25 protein-coding genes and 2 tRNA genes are annotated in these 24,758 nt (G+C 40.5%); 9 read left to right on the top strand and 18 right to left on the bottom strand.

What is annotated here, in order from left to right:
- Positions 1 to 4: 4 nt before the first annotated feature.
- From tatA to H5158_RS03350, 5 genes are all read right to left on the bottom strand, one after another.
- Positions 5 to 244 carry a Sec-independent protein translocase subunit TatA gene (gene tatA, locus H5158_RS03370; RefSeq protein ID WP_182739450.1) on the bottom strand — a complete coding sequence of 80 codons (240 nt, stop codon included), beginning with the start codon at positions 242 to 244 and terminating at the stop codon, positions 5 to 7.
- 80 nt (positions 245 to 324) lie between these two features.
- Positions 325 to 1,929: a ubiquinone biosynthesis regulatory protein kinase UbiB gene (gene ubiB, locus H5158_RS03365; protein ID WP_182717497.1), complete on the bottom strand. Its 1,605-nt coding sequence runs from the start codon at positions 1,927 to 1,929 to the stop codon at positions 325 to 327.
- Positions 1,930 to 1,946: 17 nt separating this feature from the next.
- Positions 1,947 to 2,552, bottom strand: coding sequence for an SCP2 domain-containing protein (locus tag H5158_RS03360; RefSeq protein WP_149982215.1), 606 nt, complete (start codon positions 2,550 to 2,552; stop codon positions 1,947 to 1,949).
- Positions 2,553 to 2,592: 40 nt separating this feature from the next.
- The gene (gene ubiE, locus H5158_RS03355) at positions 2,593 to 3,348 is read right to left on the bottom strand and encodes a bifunctional demethylmenaquinone methyltransferase/2-methoxy-6-polyprenyl-1,4-benzoquinol methylase UbiE (RefSeq protein WP_145240051.1); all 756 of its coding nucleotides are present in this window, start codon (positions 3,346 to 3,348) and stop codon (positions 2,593 to 2,595) included.
- Between the two features lie 115 nt (positions 3,349 to 3,463).
- Positions 3,464 to 4,450: a diguanylate cyclase domain-containing protein gene (locus tag H5158_RS03350; protein WP_149982319.1), complete on the bottom strand. Its 987-nt coding sequence runs from the start codon at positions 4,448 to 4,450 to the stop codon at positions 3,464 to 3,466.
- Between the two features lie 355 nt (positions 4,451 to 4,805).
- Here H5158_RS03350 and H5158_RS03345 point away from each other — a divergent pair, with 355 nt between their 5' ends.
- Positions 4,806 to 6,584 (top strand): DUF885 family protein, encoded by a 1,779-nt coding sequence (locus H5158_RS03345; RefSeq protein WP_182739449.1) that lies wholly within the window; start codon positions 4,806 to 4,808, stop codon positions 6,582 to 6,584.
- 180 nt (positions 6,585 to 6,764) lie between these two features.
- Positions 6,765 to 8,246 (top strand): FMN-binding glutamate synthase family protein, encoded by a 1,482-nt coding sequence (locus tag H5158_RS03340; protein ID WP_182717495.1) that lies wholly within the window; start codon positions 6,765 to 6,767, stop codon positions 8,244 to 8,246.
- Between the two features lie 89 nt (positions 8,247 to 8,335).
- Here H5158_RS03340 and mtnK read toward each other — a convergent pair whose 3' ends face one another.
- Complete coding sequence (gene mtnK / locus H5158_RS03335; RefSeq protein ID WP_182717494.1) at positions 8,336 to 9,553, bottom strand: S-methyl-5-thioribose kinase; 1,218 nt, start codon at positions 9,551 to 9,553, stop codon at positions 8,336 to 8,338.
- 132 nt (positions 9,554 to 9,685) lie between these two features.
- Here mtnK and mtnA point away from each other — a divergent pair, with 132 nt between their 5' ends.
- A complete protein-coding gene (gene mtnA, locus H5158_RS03330; protein ID WP_182739448.1) occupies positions 9,686 to 10,711 on the top strand; it encodes an S-methyl-5-thioribose-1-phosphate isomerase in 1,026 nt (341 codons plus the stop codon).
- On the opposite strand, the gene H5158_RS03325 is transcribed toward mtnA, so the two are convergent.
- The 4 genes from H5158_RS03325 to H5158_RS03310 are packed head-to-tail and all read right to left on the bottom strand — an operon-like array spanning position 10,708 to position 12,910.
- A complete protein-coding gene (locus H5158_RS03325; protein ID WP_145240041.1) occupies positions 10,708 to 11,046 on the bottom strand; it encodes a gamma-glutamylcyclotransferase family protein in 339 nt (112 codons plus the stop codon). The two genes, mtnA and H5158_RS03325, sit on opposite strands and share 4 nt — an antisense overlap.
- A 24-nt stretch (positions 11,047 to 11,070) precedes the next feature.
- Positions 11,071 to 11,613 (bottom strand): acireductone dioxygenase, encoded by a 543-nt coding sequence (locus H5158_RS03320; RefSeq protein WP_145240039.1) that lies wholly within the window; start codon positions 11,611 to 11,613, stop codon positions 11,071 to 11,073.
- Entirely contained in the window at positions 11,610 to 12,296 is a 687-nt protein-coding gene (gene mtnC / locus H5158_RS03315) for an acireductone synthase (RefSeq protein WP_145240037.1), read from the bottom strand. Before mtnC ends, H5158_RS03320 begins: the two co-directional genes overlap by 4 nt.
- Positions 12,293 to 12,910, bottom strand: coding sequence for a methylthioribulose 1-phosphate dehydratase (locus H5158_RS03310; RefSeq protein WP_149982209.1), 618 nt, complete (start codon positions 12,908 to 12,910; stop codon positions 12,293 to 12,295). The genes mtnC and H5158_RS03310 overlap by 4 nt, the downstream gene beginning before the upstream one ends.
- Positions 12,911 to 13,000: 90 nt before the next feature.
- On the opposite strand from H5158_RS03310, the gene H5158_RS03305 reads away from it, so the two are divergent.
- Both H5158_RS03305 and H5158_RS03300 read left to right on the top strand, forming a co-directional pair.
- The gene (locus H5158_RS03305) at positions 13,001 to 14,143 is read left to right on the top strand and encodes a methionine aminotransferase (protein ID WP_145240033.1); all 1,143 of its coding nucleotides are present in this window, start codon (positions 13,001 to 13,003) and stop codon (positions 14,141 to 14,143) included.
- Positions 14,131 to 14,919, top strand: coding sequence for an amidohydrolase (locus H5158_RS03300; RefSeq protein ID WP_182717490.1), 789 nt, complete (start codon positions 14,131 to 14,133; stop codon positions 14,917 to 14,919). The genes H5158_RS03305 and H5158_RS03300 overlap by 13 nt, the downstream gene beginning before the upstream one ends.
- A 240-nt stretch (positions 14,920 to 15,159) precedes the next feature.
- Here H5158_RS03300 and H5158_RS03295 read toward each other — a convergent pair whose 3' ends face one another.
- The 4 genes from H5158_RS03295 to H5158_RS03280 form a co-directional block, all read right to left on the bottom strand.
- Entirely contained in the window at positions 15,160 to 15,636 is a 477-nt protein-coding gene (locus H5158_RS03295; protein ID WP_182730731.1) for a hypothetical protein, read from the bottom strand.
- Between the two features lie 453 nt (positions 15,637 to 16,089).
- Positions 16,090 to 16,182 (bottom strand) — tRNA-Ser (locus H5158_RS03290).
- A gap of 51 nt (positions 16,183 to 16,233) precedes the next feature.
- Positions 16,234 to 16,324 (bottom strand) — tRNA-Ser (locus H5158_RS03285).
- Between the two features lie 211 nt (positions 16,325 to 16,535).
- A complete protein-coding gene (locus H5158_RS03280; protein ID WP_169019719.1) occupies positions 16,536 to 16,676 on the bottom strand; it encodes a hypothetical protein in 141 nt (46 codons plus the stop codon).
- 323 nt (positions 16,677 to 16,999) lie between these two features.
- On the opposite strand from H5158_RS03280, the gene H5158_RS03275 reads away from it, so the two are divergent.
- Positions 17,000 to 17,857 (top strand): diacylglycerol kinase family protein, encoded by an 858-nt coding sequence (locus H5158_RS03275; protein WP_220491219.1) that lies wholly within the window; start codon positions 17,000 to 17,002, stop codon positions 17,855 to 17,857.
- Positions 17,858 to 17,930: 73 nt separating this feature from the next.
- On the opposite strand, the gene H5158_RS03270 is transcribed toward H5158_RS03275, so the two are convergent.
- A complete protein-coding gene (locus H5158_RS03270; RefSeq protein WP_145240025.1) occupies positions 17,931 to 18,866 on the bottom strand; it encodes a DMT family transporter in 936 nt (311 codons plus the stop codon).
- A gap of 116 nt (positions 18,867 to 18,982) precedes the next feature.
- On the opposite strand from H5158_RS03270, the gene H5158_RS03265 reads away from it, so the two are divergent.
- Entirely contained in the window at positions 18,983 to 20,425 is a 1,443-nt protein-coding gene (locus H5158_RS03265) for a PLP-dependent aminotransferase family protein (RefSeq protein ID WP_182739447.1), read from the top strand.
- A gap of 83 nt (positions 20,426 to 20,508) precedes the next feature.
- Here H5158_RS03265 and H5158_RS03260 read toward each other — a convergent pair whose 3' ends face one another.
- Complete coding sequence (locus tag H5158_RS03260; protein WP_182739446.1) at positions 20,509 to 21,306, bottom strand: YggN family protein; 798 nt, start codon at positions 21,304 to 21,306, stop codon at positions 20,509 to 20,511.
- A gap of 407 nt (positions 21,307 to 21,713) precedes the next feature.
- Here H5158_RS03260 and H5158_RS03255 point away from each other — a divergent pair, with 407 nt between their 5' ends.
- Positions 21,714 to 21,902 carry a PA3496 family putative envelope integrity protein gene (locus H5158_RS03255; protein WP_145240019.1) on the top strand — a complete coding sequence of 63 codons (189 nt, stop codon included), beginning with the start codon at positions 21,714 to 21,716 and terminating at the stop codon, positions 21,900 to 21,902.
- Positions 21,903 to 21,951: 49 nt separating this feature from the next.
- On the opposite strand, the gene H5158_RS03250 is transcribed toward H5158_RS03255, so the two are convergent.
- Together H5158_RS03250 and H5158_RS03245 are read right to left on the bottom strand one after the other, a co-directional pair.
- Positions 21,952 to 22,443, bottom strand: a complete 492-nt coding sequence (locus H5158_RS03250) for a glutathione peroxidase (RefSeq protein ID WP_145240017.1) — start codon at positions 22,441 to 22,443, stop codon at positions 21,952 to 21,954.
- 95 nt (positions 22,444 to 22,538) lie between these two features.
- Entirely contained in the window at positions 22,539 to 23,411 is an 873-nt protein-coding gene (locus H5158_RS03245) for a LysR family transcriptional regulator (RefSeq protein ID WP_149982204.1), read from the bottom strand.
- A 173-nt stretch (positions 23,412 to 23,584) separates the two neighbouring features.
- Here H5158_RS03245 and H5158_RS03240 point away from each other — a divergent pair, with 173 nt between their 5' ends.
- Positions 23,585 to 24,739: an iron-containing alcohol dehydrogenase gene (locus H5158_RS03240; RefSeq protein WP_149982203.1), complete on the top strand. Its 1,155-nt coding sequence runs from the start codon at positions 23,585 to 23,587 to the stop codon at positions 24,737 to 24,739.
- The last annotated feature ends 19 nt before the right edge of the window (positions 24,740 to 24,758 follow it).

The following is a 24,758-nucleotide window of genomic DNA, read 5'->3' as shown; positions in this document are numbered from 1 at the left end:
CTAATTAAGCCTTATGGTCTTCTTTATTTTTATTAACAGACTCTTTGTTTTGTATTGGGTTATTTGCTTGTTCAATTGGTTCTGCTGGTTTATTTTGCTCATCTTCAGAGACTGCTTTTTTAAACCCTTTTACAGCGTTACCTAAATCACCGCCAATGCCACGCAATTTTTTTGTGCCAAAAAGTAACACTATGATTGCTAAAACAATTAACAATTGCCAAATACTAATGCCGCCAAAACCCATGATGTTCTCCACTTATTTAAATACTGTGAATTAAAATTATTGTACTGATTATACTCACCGAGCACTAAATAGCACTTAGTTTATGTTGCGCTGCGCCAAGCAAGTATAAAGCCGCTTAAAGAGCATATCCCAGCAATACCTGCAGCGACAAGGTCATGCTGCAAATAACATAACCCAGAGACTATCATTGCTGAACCAGCAAAAAGACCAAGTAATAATGGCTTGTATGATGGCTGTGGCAGTGGTGCAGGGCTGTTGCGCTGTTGTTTTAGGTTGTGATAAATCAAATCAGGTAACTCAGGCATTTTTTCTGCCCAAAATGGCAAGTTTGCGTATACCTGTTTCAATACCGACCAAGGACCAACCTGTTGCTTTACCCAGTCTTCTAAAAAGGGTTTAGCTGTTTTCCATAAATCTAATTGTGGATATAGCTGACGCCCAAGGCCTTCAACATACAACAAGGTTTTTTGTAGTAGAACTAATTGGGGTTGAACTTGCATATTAAAGCGACGAGCGGTATTAAATAGATTAACTAAGACGTGGCCAAATGAAATCTCTGCTAATGGCTTATTAAAAATCGGCTCGCAGACAGTGCGAATGGCAAACTCAAATTCTTCCACGCTGGTGTCTTTAGGTACCCAGCCAGAATCTACATGTAATTGTGCGACTTGACGATAATCGCGATTAAAAAAGGCAATAAAGTTTTCGGCTAAGTAACGTTTGTCTTCTTTGTTTAGCGTGCCCACGATGCCACAATCAATACCGATAAATTTAGGGTTTTCAGGGCTCTCATAGGATACAAATACGTTACCAGGGTGCATATCAGCATGAAAAAAACTATCACGGAACACTTGGGTGAAAAACACCTCCACACCGCGTTCGGCCAGTAGTTTCATATTGGTGTTTTGCGCAACTAATGCCTCAGTATCAGACACTGGAATACCGTAGATTCGCTCCATGACTAGTACATTTACGCGACTATAGTCACTGTAAACATAGGGAATATAAAGCGAATCAGAACCCTCAAAATTACGCTTTAATTGAATGGCGTTTGCGCCTTCACGCATCAGATCAAGTTCATCAAGTAAGGTTTTTTTATACTCTTTGACTACTTCAACTGGGCGTAACCTTTTCGCTTCATTGATTAACTTGGCCACTACTTTGGAAAATTGTTCCATTAATGCTAAATCAGCGTCAATTTGTTCTCTGATATCAGGGCGAATAACTTTAATAACCACCTTTTGTGGTTGATTATGTTCATCCACTAAAGTAGCAGTATGTACTTGGGCAATGGATGCTGAAGCTAAAGGGGTTTGCTCAAAATCGCTAAAGTATTCACTGATATCATCGATTTCAAGTGCATTTTCAATTAGTTGTTGTGCTAACACACCATCAAATGGCTGTACTTGATCTTGTAGTAAGGCCAGCTCTAAAGCGATGTCTAGTGGTAATAAATCGCGCCGAGTAGATAGCATCTGGCCAAACTTTATCCACACCGGCCCCAATTGCTGTAATGCTAAACGCAGTCTTAACCCTGCTGGTTTTTCTGGGTGTTTATTGGTTAGCCAAAATAGACATGCACGGCCAACTTTGCCATACCAAGGTATTTTTTGTGATGGGATCAGTTCATCCAAACCATAGCTAAGGAGGGTTTTTGTGATGTTATAAAGCCGAGCAGCTGACACAGATAATCCTTACTGATTCATTTTGCTTGAAGTAGTTGGTTGATACGTAACTCAAGTTGCGCAACATGTGCTTTGAGTTGACGCGTGTGTTGCTTAAATTGCTCAAGCTCTAAAGGATGAATAGTCACTTTGAGCTCGTCTTGGCATAAAGTAGTGAGCGTTGTAGAGAGTTTCTTGTTGGCTTTTTGACCTTGCTGTTGAGTTTGTTTAACTAACTGCCATAGTTGCTGTGCCGCTGCGTCACCAAGATAATCAGATAAGTGTTCAGGCCAATCGATATTAAGCGCAGCGAAAGCATTACTAAACCCTTGTGCAATATTTAGATCACCTTGCAAATCGAGTTTATCTTGGCGGATTAACTGAGTCAGCATCGCAGGGTTTTTAAGTGCCATTAACGTATTAATATCGGCGCTTATCATGCAGTCATATTGCGTTTCGGTAGTGTTGTATAAATGCAGTTGCTGGCCAGTAAACACCACTAAAAACTGCTGTTGCCAATCGCGTATATCAATTAATAAGCGTTGTTGGGCAATTGATGACAGCCTATCGCCAAGAGTGGGGTCGAGCTTAAGTGCCGTATTTAAAATACCTTCGACTAGTGCGACTATGAAATTATTTAACATACAATACCTTAGCAATAAACGTTACTAGCTGGTGTGACGCTTAATATTTGAAGCCACGATGTAATGCTACAATACCACCGGTGAGGTTTTGATAGGTGGTTTGCTCAAATCCAGCCTCGTTCATCATTGCTTTTAGTGTTTCTTGATCTGGGTGCATACGAATTGATTCAGCTAAGTATTTGTATGATTCACCGTCGTTAGCAACTAACTCTCCCATTTTAGGTAGTAAGTTAAATGAGTAAAAATCATAGGCTTTACTTAACACTTGATGCTCTGGTTTGGAGAACTCCAATACCAGTAGACGACCACCAGGCTTTAAGATTCGGTACATCGAGCGAAGTGCTTTATTTTGATCTGTAACATTACGTAAACCAAAGGCAATGGTAATTAAATCAAAACTATTATCAGGAAAAGGCAGTGCTTCAGCATTCATTTGTACGTAGTCAATATTGCCGACTAGACCTAGGTTATGTAGCTTTTCGCGGCCCACTTTAAGCATTGATGAGTTAATATCACCTAATACTACTTGCCCAGTATCACCAACCAGTTGACTAAACTTTGCCGTTAAGTCGCCGGTACCACCTGCTAAATCCAGCACATGATGGCCTTTACGCACACCTGAGCTGGCAATGGTTTGACGTTTCCATAAACGATGAATACCAAACGACATGAGATCATTCATTACGTCATATTTAGTAGCAACTGAATGAAATACATCGGCAACCATAGAAGCTTTTTCGGTTTCGGCAACGGTTTTATAACCAAAATGCGTGGTCTTTTCAGGATTCTCGTTCATGATTAATCTCTATCGTAGTAATAAAGACTAGTGTACTTGATTGTTACGCCATGGTGCAATTTGAATATGGGGGAAATTGCTTGTGGATCAAGGTTTATTATTTATTCGTTGTGGCTCACTGTCCGGCAATAAAGCTGCTTTGGCCAAGCGATCTTGCTTTATGTGCTGCATTAGAGGCTTTACGGGCAAGATTATTAAAATCTTTTTCGTCTAAGTGCTTGGCAATCCCTAATGACAGGTTGATTGCTGGTAGCTTAATACCGTTTTTAGAACTGACGAATCGCAGTTTCTCGACTCCATTACGGACTTTTTCAGCAATTACATTCGCAGTTTCAGGGTCGATATCGGCCAGTAATACAGTAAAAGCATCTTTGCCAGTACGCCCTGGCAGGCCACTTTCAAATACATACTTTTGAATTTGTTTAGCTACTTTACTTAAAATTACTTCACCAATGATATCGCCGTAGTTATCAATAAAGTGATCTAAGTTATCGATTTGGATGGCAATTGCACACACAGATTTTTTTTGGTTTAACCATAATTGTGTTTGCTGGTTTAAATAATGACGTTTAAAAAGGCCTGTTTGCTGGTCGGTGATGTGTTGTTTACGTAATTGTACGAGTTGTTGTTGGGTTTTCTCTTGTAATCGCTTTGCTTTGATCAGCTCTATTTTAAATTGTTTATGTTGAGTGAGCAGGTGGGCAGTTTGCTTATTTAATGTCTCAAGTGCGAGTTTGCTTTGGCTAACATTATTTTCATCTAATAAATGCACGCATTCGCTGACCTGACTTGCAAAGCGAATGATATCTTTTTCGGTTGAGTGCGCGCTACGTGATAATGAATTAATAACATCATCAACATTGCGTACCATTTTGGTTTCAGCTTGATGAGCTTGATCCATATAATCGAAATACAGTTGCTCTATATAAACACAGTCAATTTCTTGGCCTTGGGCAATTGCACGATCGATAGTGGTATTTAAATCAGAATTAACTTGGCTGATATAGGTATAGACAACGTGATAATTGAGAGGGGTCGGTGGTAATATATGGTGTTCTAAAAAGATACATACCTTGGTCATTTTTTCTTGAGCAATAGCCATGGAATCATGGAACATCATTGTATACACCAATTAAATACACGTAACAGCGAAATTAAATAACCTTCTCCATGAGGTCTTGACGCGATCCTAGCGTATGAGATTGCCTTACATTAATCTGTATCGGGGATATTTAAAAGCAAAAATATGTAATTTGGCAGCGAAATCTCCATTTTTCTCGTTCATTAGCTGGTTTTCTCGACAATCTTACTAGGCAATAAAAATGCTGATTAACTACTAGCCAATAGTCGCGGTTAATTTAACCTTATATTTATCGCCCTTGGTCGCATTTTTTTGGTTATTTGATCTGTCTAGGTTAGGTTAAACATCACGTTTTAAGTAGCAGATCCCTATTATTATGAAAAAATCACCTTCATCGGTTATGCGTCATTCTCTGTTAAGTATCGCCTTGGCATGTACATTAAGTGCGTGCCAAATGACCACGATAGATAGCGACCAACAATTTACGCAAGTGGCGCAATCAATTGTTGATTACCGTAAAAGTATAAGCACGTATAGCAACCCTGAGGGTGTTGATGGCTATTTGTTAACTAATTTATCTGCGGAGTTTCTTGAAAAGAAATACCAACATAACACTGAATTATTAGCGCAGTTAGACGCAATAGATAAAGACAAACTCAGTGATGAAAACCGTATTAACCTCACTATAATTCGCGGCCAAGTACAAAATAGTATCGATGAATATGTATTTAACAGCCACTATATGCCGCTTACTTCTGAATATGGCTTTCACTCGAGTTTATCTTTTATGGTGTCGAGTTCAGATTATAAAAAACTAGCTGATTACCAACTTTATCTACAGCGTTTGCAGCAAGTTCCTCGGTTTTTTGCGCAAAATATCGGTTGGATGCGTAAAGGGCTGGAAGTTGGCTTAACTCAACCTAAGGCTGTATTAATTGGTTATCAAGATTCTATCAGTGCCTATATTGTTGATGACGTTACTGAGTCTGAATTTTATAAACCATTTTTAAATAATACCGCTGGTTTGAGTGATAGTGAGTTTTTTGCTTTACAGCAACAAGCTAAAAAAATCATTAAAGAACAAGTGATTACTGCTTATAAAAATTATTTAACGTTTTTTAATGAAGAGTATCAGCCAGGTGCGCGTACTGAAATTGGTATCTCTGCTACACCAAATGGTGCTGCGTTTTATGCTAATCGTGCCAAGTATTACACCACTACAGATATGACACCAAAAGAAATCCATGAACTGGGGTTAAAAGAAGTGGCACGTATTCGTGCTGAAATGGATAAGATTATTGAGCAAGTTGGTTTTAAAGGCACATTTGCTGAATTTGTGCACTTTTTACGTACTGATCCGCAATTTTACGCTAAAACACCGGAAGAGTTATTAAAAGAAGCATCGTACATAGCTAAAAAAATGGATGCACAATTACCTAAGCTATTTCACACCTTACCACGCATGCCTTATGGTGTTGCGCCGGTGCCAGCAAGCATAGCGCCTAAGTACACGACTGGCCGTTACTCTGGGTCGAGTCGTGATGATCAAGCGGGTTATTACTGGGTAAACACTTATGCACTTGATAAGCGCCCTTTATATGTTTTAGAAGCACTTACTTTTCATGAAGCTGTACCAGGGCATCATTTACAGATCTCCCTTAATGCTGAATTAGAAAACCTACCAAGTTATCGTCAAGATGCTTATTTATCAGCATTTGGCGAAGGATGGGGATTATATTCTGAATACTTAGGTATTGAAGCGGGCTTTTATCAAGATCCATATAGTAACTTTGGTCGTTTAACTTATGAAATGTGGCGTGCAGCCCGTTTAGTGGTTGATACTGGCATGCACATGTACGGCTGGAGTCGCGATCGTGCGATGAAATTTATGAGCGAAAATACGGCGTTGTCTTTACACAATGTGAAAACCGAAACTGATCGTTATATTTCATGGCCAGCACAAGCACTATCATACAAAATTGGTGAGCTGACTATTAAACGCTTACGCAAAGAAACAGAGCAAGCATTAGGGCAAGACTTTGATGTACGCGAGTTCCATCATCAAATACTTCGTCATGGCTCTGTGCCAATGTCAGTATTAGAAGATCAAATCCATCGATACATTGAAACTGAGTTAACTAAACAAAAAAGCTAGCTTCTATCGACATGGATCGCTGCATTCAGTGCAGTGATCCATTAAAATCCTTTGCTTGAAATTTAATCTGCTTATATGCTCTCTACTGTAATAAGATTTTTACTAATATATTCGCTACTTAGCTTAAGTTTTTAGTATAAGTATTAGTGAAATGAGAAAACAACCAGCAAGGGGCGCTGCATGAGTAATTTAATAGTTTTTAGCATTGATGTGTTTGCCAGCTTATTTATAGTGGTATTTGGGTGTTTAGTTTTAGTTGTTATTTATTTTTATATCAGTGATGTCACTCAATCTAAACAAGCGATTAGACGTAATTATCCGGTAATAGGTCGGTTTAGATACTTTTTTGAGCGCCAAGGTGAGTTTTTTCGTCAATACTTTTTCGCTATGGATCGCGAAGAAATGCCATTTAATCGCGCCGATCGTAGTTGGGTTTATAAAGCGGCTAAAAATGTTGATCGTACCACCGCCTTTGGCTCAACTCAGAGCCTAGAAGTTACCGGGACCGTGATGTTTATGAACTGCGCGTTTCCTACCTTGGACGAAGAAGCGCTTGAACCTAGTGCAGTTACCTTAGGGCCGCATTGTCCAAATCCTTATATTACTAAATCGCTATTCAATATTTCAGGTATGAGTTTTGGTGCGTTATCAAAACCTGCTGTACGTGCGTTATCGCAAGGTGCCAAACTCGCTGGTTGTTGGATGAACACTGGTGAAGGTGGTTTAAGCCCTTATCACTTAGAAGGAGGTGCCGACATTGTGTTTCAAATTGGCACAGCTAAATATGGTGTGCGCGATGAACAAGGTAAATTAAGTCATGAGAAGCTCAAGCAAATAGCTGCGCATGAACAAGTAAAAATGTTTGAAATTAAAATGAGCCAAGGTGCGAAGCCTGGTAAAGGCGGTATGTTGCCAGGCAAAAAAGTGACTGCTGAAATTGCGGCTATTCGTGGTATCCCAGAAGGTCATGATTCAATTAGCCCAAATGGTCATCCTGAAGTTAAAAACCCTGCAGATTTACTTGATATGATTGCCTCGGTGCGCGAAACGACTGGCAAGCCAACCGGCTTTAAAGCGGTTATTGGCGCTTATGCATGGCTGGAAACCTTGTTTGCTGAGATCAATCATCGTGGTATTGAATCTGCGCCCGACTTTATTACTATCGATAGTGCTGATGGCGGTACCGGTGCTGCACCACAACCGCTGATGGATTCGGTGGGTTTACCACTGAAAGAAAGTTTACCTTTGGTTGTTAATATGCTCGAAAAGCATGGCCTGCGAGAGCGAATTAAAGTTATTGCGTCAGGCAAACTGATTGTGCCGTCTAAGGTTGCATGGGCGCTCGCGCTGGGCGCAGACTTTGTTGTATCGGCACGTGGTCATATGTTTGCTTTGGGTTGTATTCAAGCGCTGCAATGTAATAAAGACACTTGCCCAACAGGGATAACCACACACAACGAGCGGTTGCAACGTGGCTTAGATGTCGCCGATAAAGCGCAGCGCGTAGCAAACTACAATAAGTACATTCATTATGGTGCGGGTTTAATTGCTCACTCATGCGGGGTATTTAGTGCCCGTGAACTTGGCCGCCAGCATGTGCGCGTTGTGCAAGAAAACGGCCTGTCAGAGCCGCTTGATAAAATGTATGAAAATTATCAGTAATTTAAAATACTAGGTAATAGAAGCTAGGTCCCGCCCAAATAGGTTGATAAAAGGCACTAAATAAAGTGCCTTTTGCTATTTTTATAAATTTAATTTAGTTGGCTTATCAATAAAGAGAAAAACTCTTCTTTGTTATTGCAAGTGTGGGCGTTGAGTACTAACTGCTCACCCAGCGCTAAAGTGTGGCGTTGTACGTCTAAACGCGCCTGCGCATCTTCAATGCCATCAATGTCAGCAACGTGTGCTAAGCCGATAGTGCGGCGTATTAGTTCTGTCCCACAGTAACCAATCGCGTCTTGTAATACTTGTTGCATAAAATACTCGCCATAACCAGCGGCTTTTAAATTGTTATCTGTGGTTTGCTCTGCAATAAATGTCAGCCACTGTTGTTCAAACAAAGAATAACTCTCTTGCAGGCAAGTCAGTAAATGGGTGTGATAGTTACGGCGTGTAACAAATTCACTAATACGAGCATTTTGCGCGCAGTAGTTTAATAATAAATTGCCGATAAATGAGCCGATATCAAAGCCAACTGGGCCAAAAAAGCCAAATTCAGGGTCGATCATCTTAGTGGTGTTTTGATCGACAAAAATACTGCCGCTATGCATATCACCATGTAATAGCGTCTGCGGGCATGATAAAAATTTAGCTTTTAGTTTTGCGATCGCTAAATGTAATGCGGTGTTATTTTGTAATTTATAGACTGTACTTTGCAACTCGCTTGGGTAGTTATTACGCTCATGTTCACGCAAGATATCGTTGAAAAACAAATCTTCAGTAATTTGGCACAATTCTGGATTAGTAAACTGACTGACTTTGGCTTTTTTATCTTGCGCGGTTAGGTAAAAGTCTGAGTTATAAAAACCGGTATGGCTTAAGTAGTGAGCCACATGTTGACCTAATAGCGGAAATTGCTCTGCGTTTATTTGTGCGCTACGCAAAATTTGTAAGTGACCAAGATCTTCTAAAATGGTCAGTGCTTGCTCTGGATTATGATGCAATACTTTTGCTGTGTAGTCAGGGCTTAATGCGCCGTGATTGAGTAAAACCTCAGCTTCAATGCGTGCTCGGTCAAGCGTTAATGGCCATGACTCACCCACACAGCGCGCATAAGGCAAGGCTTGCTTTAAAATAACGCTATTACTTTGCTCGTCGCTTATTCTAAAAACGAGATTTAAATTGCCATCTCCAAACTCATACGCCGATAACGTTTGGTCAGGATCAAACAAATCATATCCATCTTTAGTTACAAGATTTTTAATATAATCAATCGCATGCTGTGCATTAAAGGCAACGTATTCGGCCATCGGCGTACTCTCAGAAAATGATAAACGATAGCATTCTATACCTTCAACCGTTTAGATGTCTACACTTCTGGGTTGTGCGTTTTAAAAACTACTGTAAAATAACCTCAGCCTAACGATTATTCAGGATCAATCATGCAAGACCTCATAGCGAGCAGTTTAAAATATCAAAACAATACACTAAGCGTGTTAGACCAATACCTACTGCCGCATCAGCAGGTATGGCACGAATGTGATGATGTAGCCAGTATGAGGGATTTAATTCTAAGCTTAAAAATACGCGGCGCACCGCTAATTGGTTTAGGAGCAAGTTTGCTAGTTGCCCATTTGGCAGAGCAAGGCACCGCTAAAGTAGCATTAGCGCAGGCGATTGATGATTTAGAAGCCACTCGGCCAACCGCGGTTAATTTAATGCATTGTATGGCAAAGTTACGTATTGCGTTACAACAAGATGATTATGTAACGGCAATTGTAAGCGCAGCTGTTATCCTGTTTAATGAAGATATCGCCTTGTGTGAAAGCATGGCAAATCATGGTGCTGCATTGGTTAGCAGCGGCGATAATATTCTCACACATTGTAATACTGGTGCCTTAGCAACCGCAGGTATTGGTACTGCTCTTGGTGTTATTTATAAAGCGCAGCAACGTCATGGCGATATTCATGTATGGGTGGATGAAACGCGGCCATTATTGCAAGGCGGGCGTTTAACCGCGTTTGAACTTGAGCGCTGGCAAGTACCTTACACCTTAATTTGCGATAATATGGCAGCGAGTTTAATGGCTGCTGGCAAGGTTGATAAAATTTTTGTCGGTGCAGATCGTATTGCTGCAAATGGTGACTTTGCTAATAAAGTAGGCACTTATAACTTAGCAGTACTGGCGCATTTTCATGACATCCCATTTTATGTAGTAGCGCCGCTAACAACCCTCGATGTAAACACAGCATGCGGTGCAGACATTGAAATAGAACAACGTAACAGCGCAGAAGTGCGCGGTGTAAGCGGAAGCTTTGGTGAAGCGCTATGGGCACCTACAAATGCTAACGTATATAATCCCGCATTTGATGTAACCCCCGCTAAGCTTATTACCGGCTGGGTACTCGATACTGGCGTTTATGACCAACAACAAGTTTTAGTTGGTGAATTAAAAAGGCTGGTTTAACAGCCTTTTGCCACATACACCCATGCATTAATGCCGCTGCTAAATGACTCTTCAATACGGATGTAGTCATTAACTTCGTAGCTATCCGCGTTAGCAAGTTCCTCTAAGGTGATAGTAAAAATAGTGCCAGTTACTGTATCTGTTGGCAGGCCTGTTTTAATTAATGCTGGATGAAAACGCTGGCCGCTGCTTTTGTGCACGGCGGCGTCGGTGATCTCAACTTCGCCTACTACGTAACCTTGTAGTGTATCGGCTTGGCCTTCGAGCAAGCGGCCAAAGGTATCAAGCTGTACTTGCTCTAATTGCAGTGTGCCGTATGAAAACAACTTTTCCATTTAAACTCCATTATTAACAGATATCTAGTCCAATAAAGGAAACTGCTTAGCAATCTCAGATTCGGTGCTTTGTGCCACCCAGCCTTCGGTATTATTGAATAAACGGATCGCAGTAAATTCAGGATCGCTGCCCATATCAAACCAATGGGGAGTAAGCTCTGGTACTGAAATTAAATCACCCTGCTTGCAAAGTACTTGGTAAACCTTGTCGTTAATATGCAGGCAAAATAATCCTTGGCCTTTTACAAAAAAGCGTACTTCGTCTTCACTATGGGTGTGCTCAAATAAAAACTTAGCACGTAATTCTGCAGCGTTCGGATTGCCTTTTGCCAGCGAAATAACATCTACAGTTTGATAACCACCTTGTTGCTTTAAGCTTTCAATATCAGCGTTATAGGCGGAAATAATAGCTTCATGGCTAGTATCAGCAGTAATCATTTTTGTTGCTTGCCACTGCTCAAATCGTACATTTACTTTATTAAGCTCGGTGGCAATTTGTGCTGTATCTTGAGTGTTTAATAAAGCATTATTGCCGTTACAGTCAGCAAAAATAGTCAGTTGGCTCATGCTAAATGCTCCACAGTGAATTGGCTAAAATCGTTAATATAGTTATGCGCAGGCGAGCTTGCTTGACCATCACGGATCAGGTGCAAGGTTTTTAAACCTGCGGCTTTGGCGGCATCAAGCTCGGCTGCCACATCACTTAAAAATAACACTTCATTAGCGGCAAAAGGTAGTTGCTCAATAATATTGTGATATGAACGTTGCTCTTGTTTAGCGCCGACTTGAGTATCAAAATAATCAGTAAATAAGGAGCGAATATCACCAAAGTCAGAGTAGTTAAAAATTAAATGCTGTGCTTTTACTGACCCTGATGAATACACATACAACTGCTGGCCGGCTTGTTGCTGTGCAACTAAAAAGTGGTAGGCATCTGGGTATAAATGGCCGGTAAAATCGCCATTTTCATAGCCAGTTTGCCAAATCAAACCTTGTAACTGTTTTAATGGAGTGATTTTTTTATCGTCACGGATCCATTCAAGTAAAGTGTTAATTACGACATCAATACTGGCATCTGGCTGTTCAATAACCGCTTTTACGGCATAAATTTGTTCAGCTACAGCGCTTTGCTCTTGATGAGTTTTTACAAATTCGGGGAGCTGCTTTGCGGCATATGGAAATAGTACGTCTTTAACAAACGAAATACGGGTAATAGTGCCTTCAATATCGGTCAGCAGTGCTTTGATCATGATTCTAATCCTACTAATTTTAAGCGTTCTATCTCACATGCAAATAAAAACTCAAGGCCTTCTAATTGACGGCGTACTTCACCAATAGTGCGACCCACTACATACAAACCGTGGCCGCGAATAAGCACGCCGTGCTCAATAGGCGTGTGTAAGTGGTGATCGCTCACTAATAAACTCAAGCGATCAATATCTTGGTCGTTATCAAAGATTGGAATACTCAAGGTGTCTAAATGTGAAGTAATGCCGGTTAGTGACTTTTGCATTTCGTAGCCGTGTAAGTCTAGGCTGTGACCTTTAATAACCCGAGATAATACCGTCGCAGCAACCGAATGAGTGTGCAATACATAATTAGCAGCAGGAATAAGTTTATACATGCACAAATGCAATTCGGTTTCAGCTGAGGGTTTGGCGGCGCTAGCGCTACGATTACCGACATGATCCAGTTCAATAAAGGTATGCGACCCTAATTGACCTTTGTCAAAACCGCTGGCAGTAACCACAAAACCGGTGTTAGTTCGCGCTGAAAAATTACCACCCGTAGCTGGCACCCAACCACGTTGACTGATCCACTTTCCTGCTTCTATAAGTTCTGAAATAGCGGTATTGTTATGCATACATTCCTCATACTTCTTTAGACGGCTATACATCTGTTAACAGCAATGATAGCATCGCTTTGGGCGCAAAACCATCATTAAGGGTAACCAGTGTTTGAAAGTAAATTGCCAAATTTAGGCACCAGTATTTTTAGTCAAATGACTGCTTTAGCAAATCAATTCGAAGCGATTAATTTATCGCAGGGGTTTCCTGAGTTTGATGCGCCTGAGCTACTTAAAAAACAGCTTAATCATTATGTGCTTGAAGGAGTTAATCAATATTCACCTTCATCTGGTGTGCCGCGCCTGCAGCAACAAATTGCCCAGTTAGCAAAACGAAAATATGCAGCTGAAATAGATGCCGCGCAGCAAGTAACGGTAACCTCTGGCGCGACCGAGGCCTTGTTTGTTGCCATTCAGGCGCTGGTGCGCGAAGGTGATGAAGTCATTGTGTTTGACCCCGCTTATGATTCATACCAGCCAGCGATTGAATTGGCCGGTGGTAAGTCAGTCAATATTGCTCTGCATGCTCCGAGTTATGCAATTGACTGGCAAACGGTGGCTGCGGCTATCAATAGCAAAACGCGGGCTATTATAATCAACACTCCACATAACCCAAGTGGTAAAACGTTAAAACAGCACGATATTAATGCTCTAAAAGCCTTAGTAATTAAGCATGACTTATACCTGATAAGTGATGAAGTATACGAGCATATTACTTTTGATCAGCAACCGCATTTAAGTGTGCTGCGTGATAACGAATTGTTTGCTCGCAGCTTTGTGATCTCAAGCTTTGGCAAGACTTTTCATAGCACAGGCTGGAAAATGGGTTACTGCATCGCACCCGCTGCACTTGCGGTCGAGTTTCGTAAAATTCACCAATATGTGACTTTTTCAAGCTTTACGCCGGCACAACATGCATTAGCCGATATGTTAGAACAGCAAGGTGAGCATGTGGATGAGCTCAGTGAGTTTTATCAACAAAAGCGTGATGTACTTAGTAAAGCACTAAAAGATAGCCGCTTTACCATTTTACCAAGTGAAGGCACCTACTTTTTACTGCTTGATTACAGCGATGTATCGGATTTAAATGACGTAGAATTTTGCCAGTGGTTAGTAGAACAAGCAGGCGTTGCAGCCATTCCACTAAGCGTGTTTTATCAGCAACCAAGCAACGATAAAGTTATTCGCTTATGCTTTGCCAAAAATGACGCCACGCTATTACAAGCCGCGGAGATTTTATGTCAACTTTAACTATAGCACTGATACAAACATCGCTTAATTGGTTAGATAAAGACGCCAACTTGGCACACTTTGGCAATAAAATAGCTGATATAGATAAATCAGTAGAGCTTATTTTATTGCCAGAAACCTTTGCCACCGGCTTTGCTATTAACCTTGATTGCGCAGAGCCGGATCATCAGTTAAAGCAAGGCAAAGTGCTTGATTGGATGATCGCGTCGGCAAAATCAAGCAATGCGGTAATTGCAGGCTCGGTATTGGTAACGCAAGGAAATAAAAAAGCTAATCGCTTTTATTGGGCATGGCCCAATGGCGAAGTGAAGTATTACGACAAACGGCATTTATTTTGCTTGGGCAAAGAGGGCGATTTTGTAACCGCAGGGCAGCAACGTGAAGTGTTCACCCTTAATGACTTTAGAATTTTACCGCAAGTTTGTTACGACTTACGTTTTCCGGTCTTTCAGCGCAATCGCAATGACTACGATGTGATGGTTAATGTCGCCAACTGGCCTGCTGCAAGGCGCAAAGTATGGGACACCTTACTAATGGCGCGGGCGATGGAAAACCAGTGTTATGTGATTGGCGTTAATCGTATTGGTGATGATGCTAATGGCGTCGCGCACAATGGCGGCACGGCAGTGTATGACTTTAAAGGTGATACGTTAGCAGCCGCTACTGATAACAAAGCTGATGTTGTTATTATCACTTTGGACAAACAGCCGCTTGAGCTCTTTAAGCAAAGTTTCCCAGCGCATTTAGATGCCGATGGGTTTAGTTTGGGTTATTAAGATAAAGAGACTGTTTAGCCTCTTTACCCGTTTTACGCAGAAGCATTGTAGGTGAGTTTGATCGCAGCGAAACCCGACAACATACAACAAAAAAATAATCTACAGGCTTGTATCAATACAAGGCCGTTTATCTGCGATGAATTTTTACCTGCTCACCCAATCGTTACGAGAGAATACCTAGGCTAGGTTAAAGTATTGATTTAAAAGGTAGCAACCTATTGCATTACTATGATGTATCAGTTAGTTATCCGGTTTTTTATCTGCATTGTGATTATATGGTTGGCACAATATCTGAATTTCGTGATGCCCATCATATAATTTAAATAACTCATCGCCCCCAGTTTTGTTAAAAAATTGAGATAGGGTTATTTTGTCCTGCTCATACTCCATTAGTAACCAAAAGCCGTAAAAACCTTTAAACCAAAAATAATAGAATATCGCTGCGAAAAAAAATACTAGATAGGCTGCTTTACCTACTTTCTTTTTATATTTTAAACAACTAAGGAACAACCAAATACAACTCAATATTGCTAAAATTAAGAATGCTGAAAAAGGAGTAATAACTACTTCAATGTTGTCCCAGCGAGAGCTTAGACAAGAAGCATATCGGTCTGAAACTATTGTGTAAATTAAAGTGATTTTGAAAAGGAAGTACAATAATACAGTTGTAAAAACTGCATATAAAATACCACTTTCTTTGTCCTCACTGTTATTCAACTTGTAGCCTTAGAAAATATTTTGGTGTTTTTAAAAAGAAAAGTCAGAACGATTTTTGAATTTGGTTTAAGAGCTGACTTATGTGTTCTATTTGATATTACATTACACAACTTAGCGGAAGGGATCTAGAGTTTAGTTTTCTGGCCGCACTGCGTGCGTTTAACTTTGTTCCAGACAAAGTTTGGTCGAACCCTAGTCGAGGGTTCTCACCCGCCTTCATTGGTGTAAAGGTTACGGACATAAAACAATAGGCTTTTCATTCTGAAATTTGTGTCAAACGTGGGGATGGGCTTGCTTACGTCCATGTAACCAATCGCTTCGCGACGCTTGCAGCGGCCTAAAATGTTCCTGAAATTTTATCGAACCCTGGTCGAGGGTTCTCACCCGCCTTCTGCCATTTTTAACAACAAAAAAAGCCCCACAATAAATTGCGGGGCTTTTTTCGTTATTAAATGGCGGAGAAGGAGGGATTCGAACCCTCGATAGAGCTACAAACCCTATACTCCCTTAGCAGGGGAGCGCCTTCGGCCACTCGGCCACCTCTCCGGCGCATAAATTGTCATTTTGATAATCGAGTGAACCACCAAAACGTAATAATGGTGGAGAGATAGGGATTTGAACCCTAGAGGGGCTATAAACCCCTGCCGGTTTTCAAGACCGGTGCATTCGACCACTCTGCCATCTCTCCGTTGGGAAAGAATAATACGCAGGTGATTGGGGTGTGTAAATAGGAAAAAGATCGTTTGCTGTTTTTTTGTTCTAAAAAAGAGGTTTTTTTATAAAAAAGGAGTTTTTAGGGAGTTTAAAGAAGGGGTTGCAGCAAACGAGGGAGCTAAATAAGTAGTTTCATTTAGTGGTTGGGTGTTTGCTGCACCGCTAAAGTAATCATGGTTGGGTGATTACTTGTATTGAACTGCGCCGCCAAGAGCTAGCTTTTTGCCGAAACGGTTAAGTCTGGCAAGCATTTTTGCTTTGCGGTTGGTCGGTTTTACTGCAACATGGGTAGCTGCATTTTCGTTTAATGTATTTACTGGGTTCATTACTTTGCTCCGGGTTATGTCTGTTTTGACAACACGGCTATTCTGAGCTTTTTTTGCACAAAAATAAAACGATAAAAATTAGGGTGGTCGGATAGAAATAACTAATCCGAATTGTTTTTATTAAGGTATGATTCAGATAGTGCGTACTGAGTATTATGCATGGTTATGAAATTTAAAGTCGCCTAAATCACTTGTTTAAAAGCAATATTACACTGCCACTGATATTTTAATGCATTAGATAATAAATAAAGTGACTAATTATTCAGATTAATTTATTTTTTGAATATGTCTATTTTCCTACTTTTGAATAGGCTGGTATCCAGATGCTAATAATTATTAAACCAAGTACGCAAAAAAAACATAAAAAAAATTGCACTTGGTTATTAGAGCAGTGTCAAAAACGTCAAATTAGTTACACTGTTTTTTACACCACAGGACATTTTACTAATGATTGCCAAAAAATAACGTTTTTGGCTCAGTCACAAAAGCGCGTTGTTGTGCTCGGTGGTGATGGCAGCCTGCATTTGGCTGTAAACGCATTGATGGGATTGAGTTGCTCGTTGGCGTTATTGCCTCAGGGGACGGGTAATGATTTTGCACGCGGCTTTGGCTGTTCAAACTCAGCTTGGCGTAATGTTATTTTTAGTGAGCATCAAGTAAAAATCGATATTGGCCAAATAAATAGCCGTTACTTTATTAATATTGCGGGGGTTGGCTTTGATGCGCATGTAGTACAGGCATTGCAAACCAAGCCTGCATTATCCGCTTTAAGTTATAGTTTAGCTGGCTTTAAGTGTTTATTCGTTTATCAGCCTTCTCGCTTGGCTGGGAGTTTTGCAGGGCAGCAATGCGAATATGGTAATTTGATTACTGTATTTGCAAATCATCATTATTTTGGTGGGGGGTTGATGATAGCGCCAAAAGCACAATTGAATAGTGGCTATTTAGAGTGCTATCGCGTGCCTACGCGTGGTTTGTTAGGTAACCTCTACAGTTTTGTGCGCTTATTGCTACGTAAGCACCACGGTATGAAAGAGCTCAACTACCAGCGCTTAGAAATTGCTTATATAAATACGCCTGATTTACCAATCGAAGCAGATGGTGAGCTGGTAGGCGTTACCCCAGCGGTGGTGACTATTCATCCGCTCGCGTTGCGTTTTTGTATGCCCAATGCTAAATGACGAGTAATATGTTAGTAATAAAAAAGCGCCTAACAAGTAGGCGCTTTTGGCGTTAGTTGCGTATATACGCATTCTAACTGGGGATGGAGCGTTTATTAGCAAATGATGCTTTATTAGACTCAATAAACGCTTTAATTCTTTTTGTTGGAGTCAGGACAATAGCATTACCAAGCAGTACTAAACTAAAGCCGATAAACGTATTGGCTTGCCAACTAAAACCTTCAAATAATGTACTTAAAGTCACTGCAACTAATGGAAATAACACAATCACATAGCTGGCACGTTCTGGGCCGATATTTTTTAGTAGTGCAAAGTAACATGCAAATGCAATAACCGTCCCAAACACCGATAAATAAACTAATGAATACCAGTAGCTTGCTGGGGCCGACAGGCTAAAATCGGCACCGCTGATGATTACATATACAAATAAACCAATAGCGCTGTATAACATGCCCCATGCATTGCCCTGCATGACGCCAATACGTTGTTGAGAGTTACGCACGCTGATCATATTCCCTAATGAAGCCACAAAGGTGCCAGCTAAGGCAAGTAGCAAACCGACCAACGCCCCATTACTCAAGTCGAACTGCTGTAATTGTGGCCAAAACAGACTGATGATGCCTAATACCCCTATCAATGCACCCGTATAAATACGTTTAGCGATGGGTTTACCAAAAAATAATCGGGTATTTACAATGTTCATTAATAACAACATTGAAAAGGCGATTGATGCCATGGCTGACGTTAAATAATGTTGTGCCCAGTAAAGTACTAAGTAATTAAGGCCAAAGTTACACAGTGCTAGTAATACGAAAAAGCCATGATCGCGACGACTATAATTCATCGGTAATTTTTTAATATTCACCCATACCCACATTAGAATTGCAGCCAAACTAAAGCGATAAAATAGTGAAACTTCAACGGCGATATCGCCAAGTTGAAATTCGATTGCGAGCCAGGTAGAGCCCCAAATTAAAACGGTTAGTGCATAAAGCACGATACTTTTCATGGCCTTGGTCCATTATGTCGATTAAGTGTTTATTTTAAGATACTTCTGTATACTTAACATACACAGAAAACTATAAATGCAACCTATACAGATTGTACGGCTTTAAGGTGTCTACTATGTCGCTGGTGATCAGCAAAACCAACCATGACTTTTTATATCAGCAAGTAATGCAGCTGGTGCGTGAGCTGAGTGAGCAGGGGACGCTATTACCAGGCGAAAAACTCCCCTCATTACGTAAAATGGCCACTAAGCTTAATGTCAGTATTCCGACGGTGAAATTGGCTTACCAATCACTTGAGGCACAAGGTTTGGTTGAAGCACGAGAAAAGTCAGGCTATTTTTTAAAAACGGCACACACCCAGTTAGCACGGCCAAAGCGGGTTAAACTCAATCGTGAGCCAGTTTCGGTCAACATGCAGGTATTAATTGAGCAAGTGTATGATGCAATTCATCAAGCCGATGTCGTACCGTTTGGCATTGCTAATCCTGTTGCTGCCGCTCCAACTGATAAAATGCTAAGTCGTACGATGCGCCGGGTTATGTCGATTGCCGGCAGTCGCGCCATAAATTATGGTGCGATGGATGGTTTTGCACCATTGAAAAAGCAGTTAATCCATCGTTATTTAGATTTTGGCATTGGTGTTGACTCGCAAGAACTTGTGATCACCAACGGTGCTCAAGAAGCACTGGCGATCGCGCTAAAATGTGTCACTAAAGTAGGTGATGTGGTGGCGATCGAGTCACCTTGTTATTTTGGTATCATTGAATTGATCGAAAGCCTGGGCCTCAAGGCGCTCGAGATCCCGCTGTGTCCTGATGATGGGATCTGGCTTGATGATCTGAGCCTGGCTTTACATGATCACGATATTAAAGCCTGTGTGTTCTCTACTTCGATCAATAATCCTGTGGGTAGTTTTATGCCTGATCATAAGCGTAAACAATTAGTAGAGTTATTGGAATCTCAAGATGTGATGCTAATTGAAGATGATGTGTATGGTGATTTACATTTTACCCCACAGCGTGGTACACCCGCTCAGGCTTACTCAACAAAAGGGTTGGTATTAACCTGTGCATCGTTTTCTAAAACTGCGGCGCCGAGTTATCGTGTTGGCTGGTTGATTGCCGGAAAGTTTGCTGCCAAAGCGCGTCGCTATAAGCGTGCATTGAGTTGTTCTACTTCATTGATCAATCAATGGACGTTATATGAATTTATAGTCAGTGGTGATTATGATCGTAATATAAAACTACTGCGACAGCGTCTACGTTCTAATAAAGAACGAATGATCTGGTGTTTACAACAGGCCTTTCCGAGTACCGCTAGGATCAGCGATCCGCAAGGCGGATGTGTGATCTGGATTGATTTAGGTGCGGCTTACGATAGTGTAAAACTATTTCAACTGGCATTAGAAAGTGGCATTAGCATTACTCCGGGCTATATTTTTTCAGCCACTAATAAATATCGCAGTTGTATTCGATTAAGTTATGGTTTGCCATGGGGTGAAAAAATTGAACAAGCTATTATAAAGCTAGGTGAGTTAGTGCATTTAGCGAAGAAATAGCATGGCATAAAAAAGCAGCACCTTTAAAAAAGAGTGCTGCTAAAGGGATATCAAACTTTTAGCGTTTAGAACCTGAGTTCAAGCTAGTTATTTTGTTTATAACTAAATAATTGGTAGTCTTTCAATTCTGGGACTAGTTTAACTAATTGTTGCTCTTGATCAGCAATGGTTGAAAAATTACCGCACAGTGCATCAGCGCGTTTTTCAAGTTGGTTAGCTTGTTGCTCAACTTTGGCTTCAATTTCAGCCCCCATATTTTCCATGCGTTGTTCAAAGGCTTGCATATCGCCACCAGAGCCCATTAGTTCTGAACCTACAGCCATTAAAATACTACCCATCGATTGCATCATCGCAGCTTGTACAGCGCTTTCTATTTGCTCATCAAATTGGCTTTCAAAGTTTTCGCCAAACTGGCTAAAGCTTTGTTGGCCCATTACAAAAGCGCCTTGTTGGTAAAAGGTGTTTTGTACTTCTACCTGAATATCAGCCATTAATTCATTAATGCTATCTAGGCCATCGATATTAAATGCATTGGCGACTTCTTCAATGGCGACCCCGGCAATTTTAACGCCTTCAAGAGCAATGTTCGCGACTTCTGGTAATTGGCTACGCAGACTGTCTGAATAATTACTGATCGCTTGGTGTTGTTGACTGTTGAGTGCCAAAGTTTGGCCATCAATCATTAACTCGCCACTATTTATAAAAGTCATAGTGTGGTTATCAGCTGTAAAAATTTCTAATTCATTTGGCTTAATACGCACATCATTTTTAAATTCAACGTCACATGTGTCGCCGCTAAAAGAAATATTCGTCTCATTGTCATTGTGTGCCATTGCCCCTGTGGCAATGAATAAAGAACTTATTAATAGTAATTTTTTCATTTTTATTTCCTGCTAATTTGTTGATTATGACCAGTACGCATTTAACGTATTTAATACTTATCAAGTTTAATGCCAATAATTATTGGCATTTAAAAACAATGGGTTAATTGTTTTTTGCCCTTTTTTAATTGCAGTTAAATGTTATAAAAAAGCCATTTTTTAGTCATTTTGACTAATTTGCATTAATGCATAAAAGATACTTATCGTTTCGATAAAAAACTCTCACTTTCCAGAACTCAAATTTAGCGCTATTTATTCACAATATCGACATAACACTATTTTAGAATTGCGTTATGGCTTTATTTTGGTGCTTTTTCATACGATGAAATAGTGCTGAACATTTTTAATTTACCAATGATAGTGATAAAAAATCCTTAATTGGTCTCAAACACTTTATGGAGTGGGTTGTGGGTAAGACATTTAGTTACGATGCGCTAGATGACGATTTTGTTGAAGACGAGTACGAAATGGTCGGGCGTAATCAACACGACAAGAATAAGCAAAAGGTTAAGAAAAAGTTGGAAGACTACCTTGAGCAAAAACGCTTGCGTAAAAACTTGGGCGATGATGACTTAGATGAGTATTTAAACGACTAAGAGATAATTTAAATAAAGAGGCAATTTGCCTCTTTATTGCTTTTAGAGTTTAGATATTACTGCTTTTAAGGGCTTTGATAATAGCACCTTCGATTTGTTGCGGTTTGGTAAATGGTGCAAAGCGTTTAATTGCCTCGCCGTCGCGGCCAACTAAAAACTTAGTGAAATTCCATTTTATTTTGCGGGTTAAAAATCCAGGTAAGGCTGATTTTAAATGCCTGAATACGGGGTGGGCGTTTTCGCCATTAACATCAATTTTGCTCATCATCACAAAATCAACACCGTAGTTAATTAAACAACCTTGCGCTATTTCTTTTGCGCCGCCAGGCTCTTGTTTGCCGAATTGATTGCACGGAAAACCAATAATTACTAACCCTTGATCAGCGTATTTTGCATGTAATTGTTGTAAACCTTCGTACTGTGGAGTGAAGCCACATTTACTGGCAGTGTTGACAATTAACACAACTTTGCCTGCGAAATCTGAAAAATCAATGCTTTGGCCTTGCAGATTGCTGGCTGAAAGTTGATAGAAGTCGTTCATGTTGCTCTCTTGTTATTGTTGTTTGTTAAATTCTATCCTGAGTTGTGACAGACATACAGCTTAAATTATCATCATATTGCATAGACCATTTTATTTTAACTTGCATGATTAAAGCTTGTGAGTAAATGTTCAATCAATAATCGCACTCTGTACGGCATTAAATCTTTACGTGGATACACTAACCAAGAGGCATTGTCTGTTACCTGAAACTCATCAAGTAAGGTAATTAGTTGCCCGTTTTCAATATACTTATCAACAATATCAGTGGCTAAATGGGCAATGCCCAAGCCTGCTAATGTCGCAGATAATAGTGCGCGCGGATGGTTACTGCGCCAGTTGCCGGCAACTTTTACCTCTTTAATATCGCCGGCAAAATTAAATCGCCAACGTTTCCCCATGGCAATTAAGCAATTATGAGCGGTTAATTGTTGAGGCGTAGTTGGGGTTGGGTGATGTGCTAAATATTCTGGACTGGCAACGAGAGTCATGATTCGCGGGCTAAGTGGTCGTGCAATTAAGTTAGAGTCTTGCATGCGGCCAAAACGGATCGCTAAATCAAAACCTTCTTCAACTAAGTCGACATTACGATTGTTGAAGTCCATATCTACTTCAACCTCAGGGTAGCGTTTTACAAACTCAACAATTTTAGGTGCTACATGACATGCAACAAATTCACCAGCACCAGAAATTCTAATGATCCCTTTGGGTTTACGTTGCTCACCTTGCAGTTGATTATTAGCATCAATTAGCTCTTGTTTAATTGCTTTGAGCTTTACGGCATATTCGCGGCCGGCATCGGTGAGGCTTATTTTTCGGGTAGTACGTTGAAATAGCAATGAGCCTAAGCGGTTTTCAAGTTGCTGTACTTGGCGGCTAATATGTGAAGTTGATACTTCCATGACTTTGGCTGCTTTGGTAAAGCTGCCATGTTCAACCACATGTAAAAATTCATCAAGGCCATGCCACATAATTTAGTTCTCAAATATTAAGTAATTATAGTTTATACCATCTATTGTTGCAGCTGTGCAAAAGTGATTCTCTGAGCTTAGTCTTTAAATTAATGCTTAAATCCCTACAATTAGATGGTCACCAAATTTTAGCTCACACTAAATAATGAGCATCTCTAAGCAATGGAGCAAGCATGTTAAATTTCAGTTTTGCAAACCCAACCAAAATTCATTTCGGCGAACAACAAATCGCTTTAATTAAAAATGAGATCCCTGCAGACGCAAAAGTATTAGTTACTTATGGTGGCGGCAGTATTAAAAGTAATGGCGTCTATGATCAAGTCGTCGATGCGTTAAGTGAACATACGTGGTTTGAGTTTGCCGGTATTGAGCCTAACCCAAGTTATCAAACATGTATGAAAGCCGTTGCTTTGGTTAAAGAAAAGCAAGTTGATTACATTCTTGCAGTTGGTGGTGGTTCAGTCGCTGATGGTAGTAAATTTATTGCCGCAGCAGCTAATTATGACGGCGAGCCATGGGATATTTTATCAAAAGGTGGCGAGATTAAATCTGCTATTGCTCTTGGTGTGGTATTAACGTTACCTGCAACGGGCTCTGAGTCAAACGGCAATAGTGTTGTTTCAAATCTTGACACTCACGAAAAACTTGCATTTGCTAGTCCATTTGTATTGCCAAAATTTGCAGTACTCGACCCTGCAGTGACTTTTTCATTGCCTGAGCGCCAAGTGGCGAACGGTATTGTTGATGCATTTGTGCATACTATGGAGCAGTATTTAACCTACGATGTAGGTGCTAAGCTGCAAGACCGTTTCGCTGAAGGTATTTTAATGACCTTAATCGAAGAGGGCCCTAAAGCGTTCAGTGAGCCTGATAACTATCAAGTACGTGCAAATATTATGTGGTCAGCAACGATGGCATTAAACGGCTTAATTGGAGCGGGTGTACCACAAGATTGGTCCACTCATATGTTGGGCCATGAAATGACTGCGATGTATGGCCTTGACCACGCGCAAACGCTTGCGATTGTATTACCTCGTATGATGGCTGAGCAAACAGAAACTAAGCGCGGTAAAATCTTACAGTACGCAGAACGCGTTTTAGGATTAGATATCAGTGATGAAGATGCAGCAATTGAACAAGCAATTAATGCAACTGAAGCGTTTTTTCACAGTGTGAATATGCCAACGCGTTTAAGTGATTATAACTTAGGCGAAGAAGTCGCTGATAAAATTGTTGAGCAACTTGAACGCCACGGTATGACGGCTATTGGCGAACGTGGTCAGGTCACTCTAGATAAAAGCCGTGCTATTTTATTAGCCAGCGTTTAAAGCTACTTTTAGCGCATTA

The sequence above is a fragment of the Pseudoalteromonas sp. SR45-6 genome (genome assembly GCF_014163545.1).
GTDB classification, from domain to species: domain Bacteria; phylum Pseudomonadota; class Gammaproteobacteria; order Enterobacterales; family Alteromonadaceae; genus Pseudoalteromonas; species Pseudoalteromonas rhizosphaerae.
This window is presented reverse-complemented; position numbering and strand designations above follow the sequence as displayed.

What these genes read in the sequence shown, in the direction of transcription:
- tatA (WP_182739450.1), bottom strand. Translation starts at nt 244, where the DNA reads ATGGGTTTTGGCGGCATTAGTATTTGGCAATTGTTAATTGTTTTAGCA.
- H5158_RS03360 (WP_149982215.1), bottom strand. Translation starts at nt 2,552, where the DNA reads ATGTTAAATAATTTCATAGTCGCACTAGTCGAAGGTATTTTAAATACG.
- ubiE (WP_145240051.1), bottom strand. Translation starts at nt 3,348, where the DNA reads ATGAACGAGAATCCTGAAAAGACCACGCATTTTGGTTATAAAACCGTT.
- H5158_RS03350 (WP_149982319.1), bottom strand. Translation starts at nt 4,450, where the DNA reads ATGGCTATTGCTCAAGAAAAAATGACCAAGGTATGTATCTTTTTAGAA.
- H5158_RS03345 (WP_182739449.1), top strand. Translation starts at nt 4,806, where the DNA reads ATGAAAAAATCACCTTCATCGGTTATGCGTCATTCTCTGTTAAGTATC.
- H5158_RS03340 (WP_182717495.1), top strand. Translation starts at nt 6,765, where the DNA reads ATGAGTAATTTAATAGTTTTTAGCATTGATGTGTTTGCCAGCTTATTT.
- mtnK (WP_182717494.1), bottom strand. Translation starts at nt 9,553, where the DNA reads ATGGCCGAATACGTTGCCTTTAATGCACAGCATGCGATTGATTATATT.
- mtnA (WP_182739448.1), top strand. Translation starts at nt 9,686, where the DNA reads ATGCAAGACCTCATAGCGAGCAGTTTAAAATATCAAAACAATACACTA.
- H5158_RS03325 (WP_145240041.1), bottom strand. Translation starts at nt 11,046, where the DNA reads ATGGAAAAGTTGTTTTCATACGGCACACTGCAATTAGAGCAAGTACAG.
- H5158_RS03320 (WP_145240039.1), bottom strand. Translation starts at nt 11,613, where the DNA reads ATGAGCCAACTGACTATTTTTGCTGACTGTAACGGCAATAATGCTTTA.
- mtnC (WP_145240037.1), bottom strand. Translation starts at nt 12,296, where the DNA reads ATGATCAAAGCACTGCTGACCGATATTGAAGGCACTATTACCCGTATT.
- H5158_RS03310 (WP_149982209.1), bottom strand. Translation starts at nt 12,910, where the DNA reads ATGCATAACAATACCGCTATTTCAGAACTTATAGAAGCAGGAAAGTGG.
- H5158_RS03300 (WP_182717490.1), top strand. Translation starts at nt 14,131, where the DNA reads ATGTCAACTTTAACTATAGCACTGATACAAACATCGCTTAATTGGTTA.
- H5158_RS03280 (WP_169019719.1), bottom strand. Translation starts at nt 16,676, where the DNA reads ATGAACCCAGTAAATACATTAAACGAAAATGCAGCTACCCATGTTGCA.
- H5158_RS03275 (WP_220491219.1), top strand. Translation starts at nt 17,000, where the DNA reads ATGCTAATAATTATTAAACCAAGTACGCAAAAAAAACATAAAAAAAAT.
- H5158_RS03270 (WP_145240025.1), bottom strand. Translation starts at nt 18,866, where the DNA reads ATGAAAAGTATCGTGCTTTATGCACTAACCGTTTTAATTTGGGGCTCT.
- H5158_RS03265 (WP_182739447.1), top strand. Translation starts at nt 18,983, where the DNA reads ATGTCGCTGGTGATCAGCAAAACCAACCATGACTTTTTATATCAGCAA.
- H5158_RS03260 (WP_182739446.1), bottom strand. Translation starts at nt 21,306, where the DNA reads ATGAAAAAATTACTATTAATAAGTTCTTTATTCATTGCCACAGGGGCA.
- H5158_RS03250 (WP_145240017.1), bottom strand. Translation starts at nt 22,443, where the DNA reads ATGAACGACTTCTATCAACTTTCAGCCAGCAATCTGCAAGGCCAAAGC.
- H5158_RS03245 (WP_149982204.1), bottom strand. Translation starts at nt 23,411, where the DNA reads ATGTGGCATGGCCTTGATGAATTTTTACATGTGGTTGAACATGGCAGC.
- H5158_RS03240 (WP_149982203.1), top strand. Translation starts at nt 23,585, where the DNA reads ATGTTAAATTTCAGTTTTGCAAACCCAACCAAAATTCATTTCGGCGAA.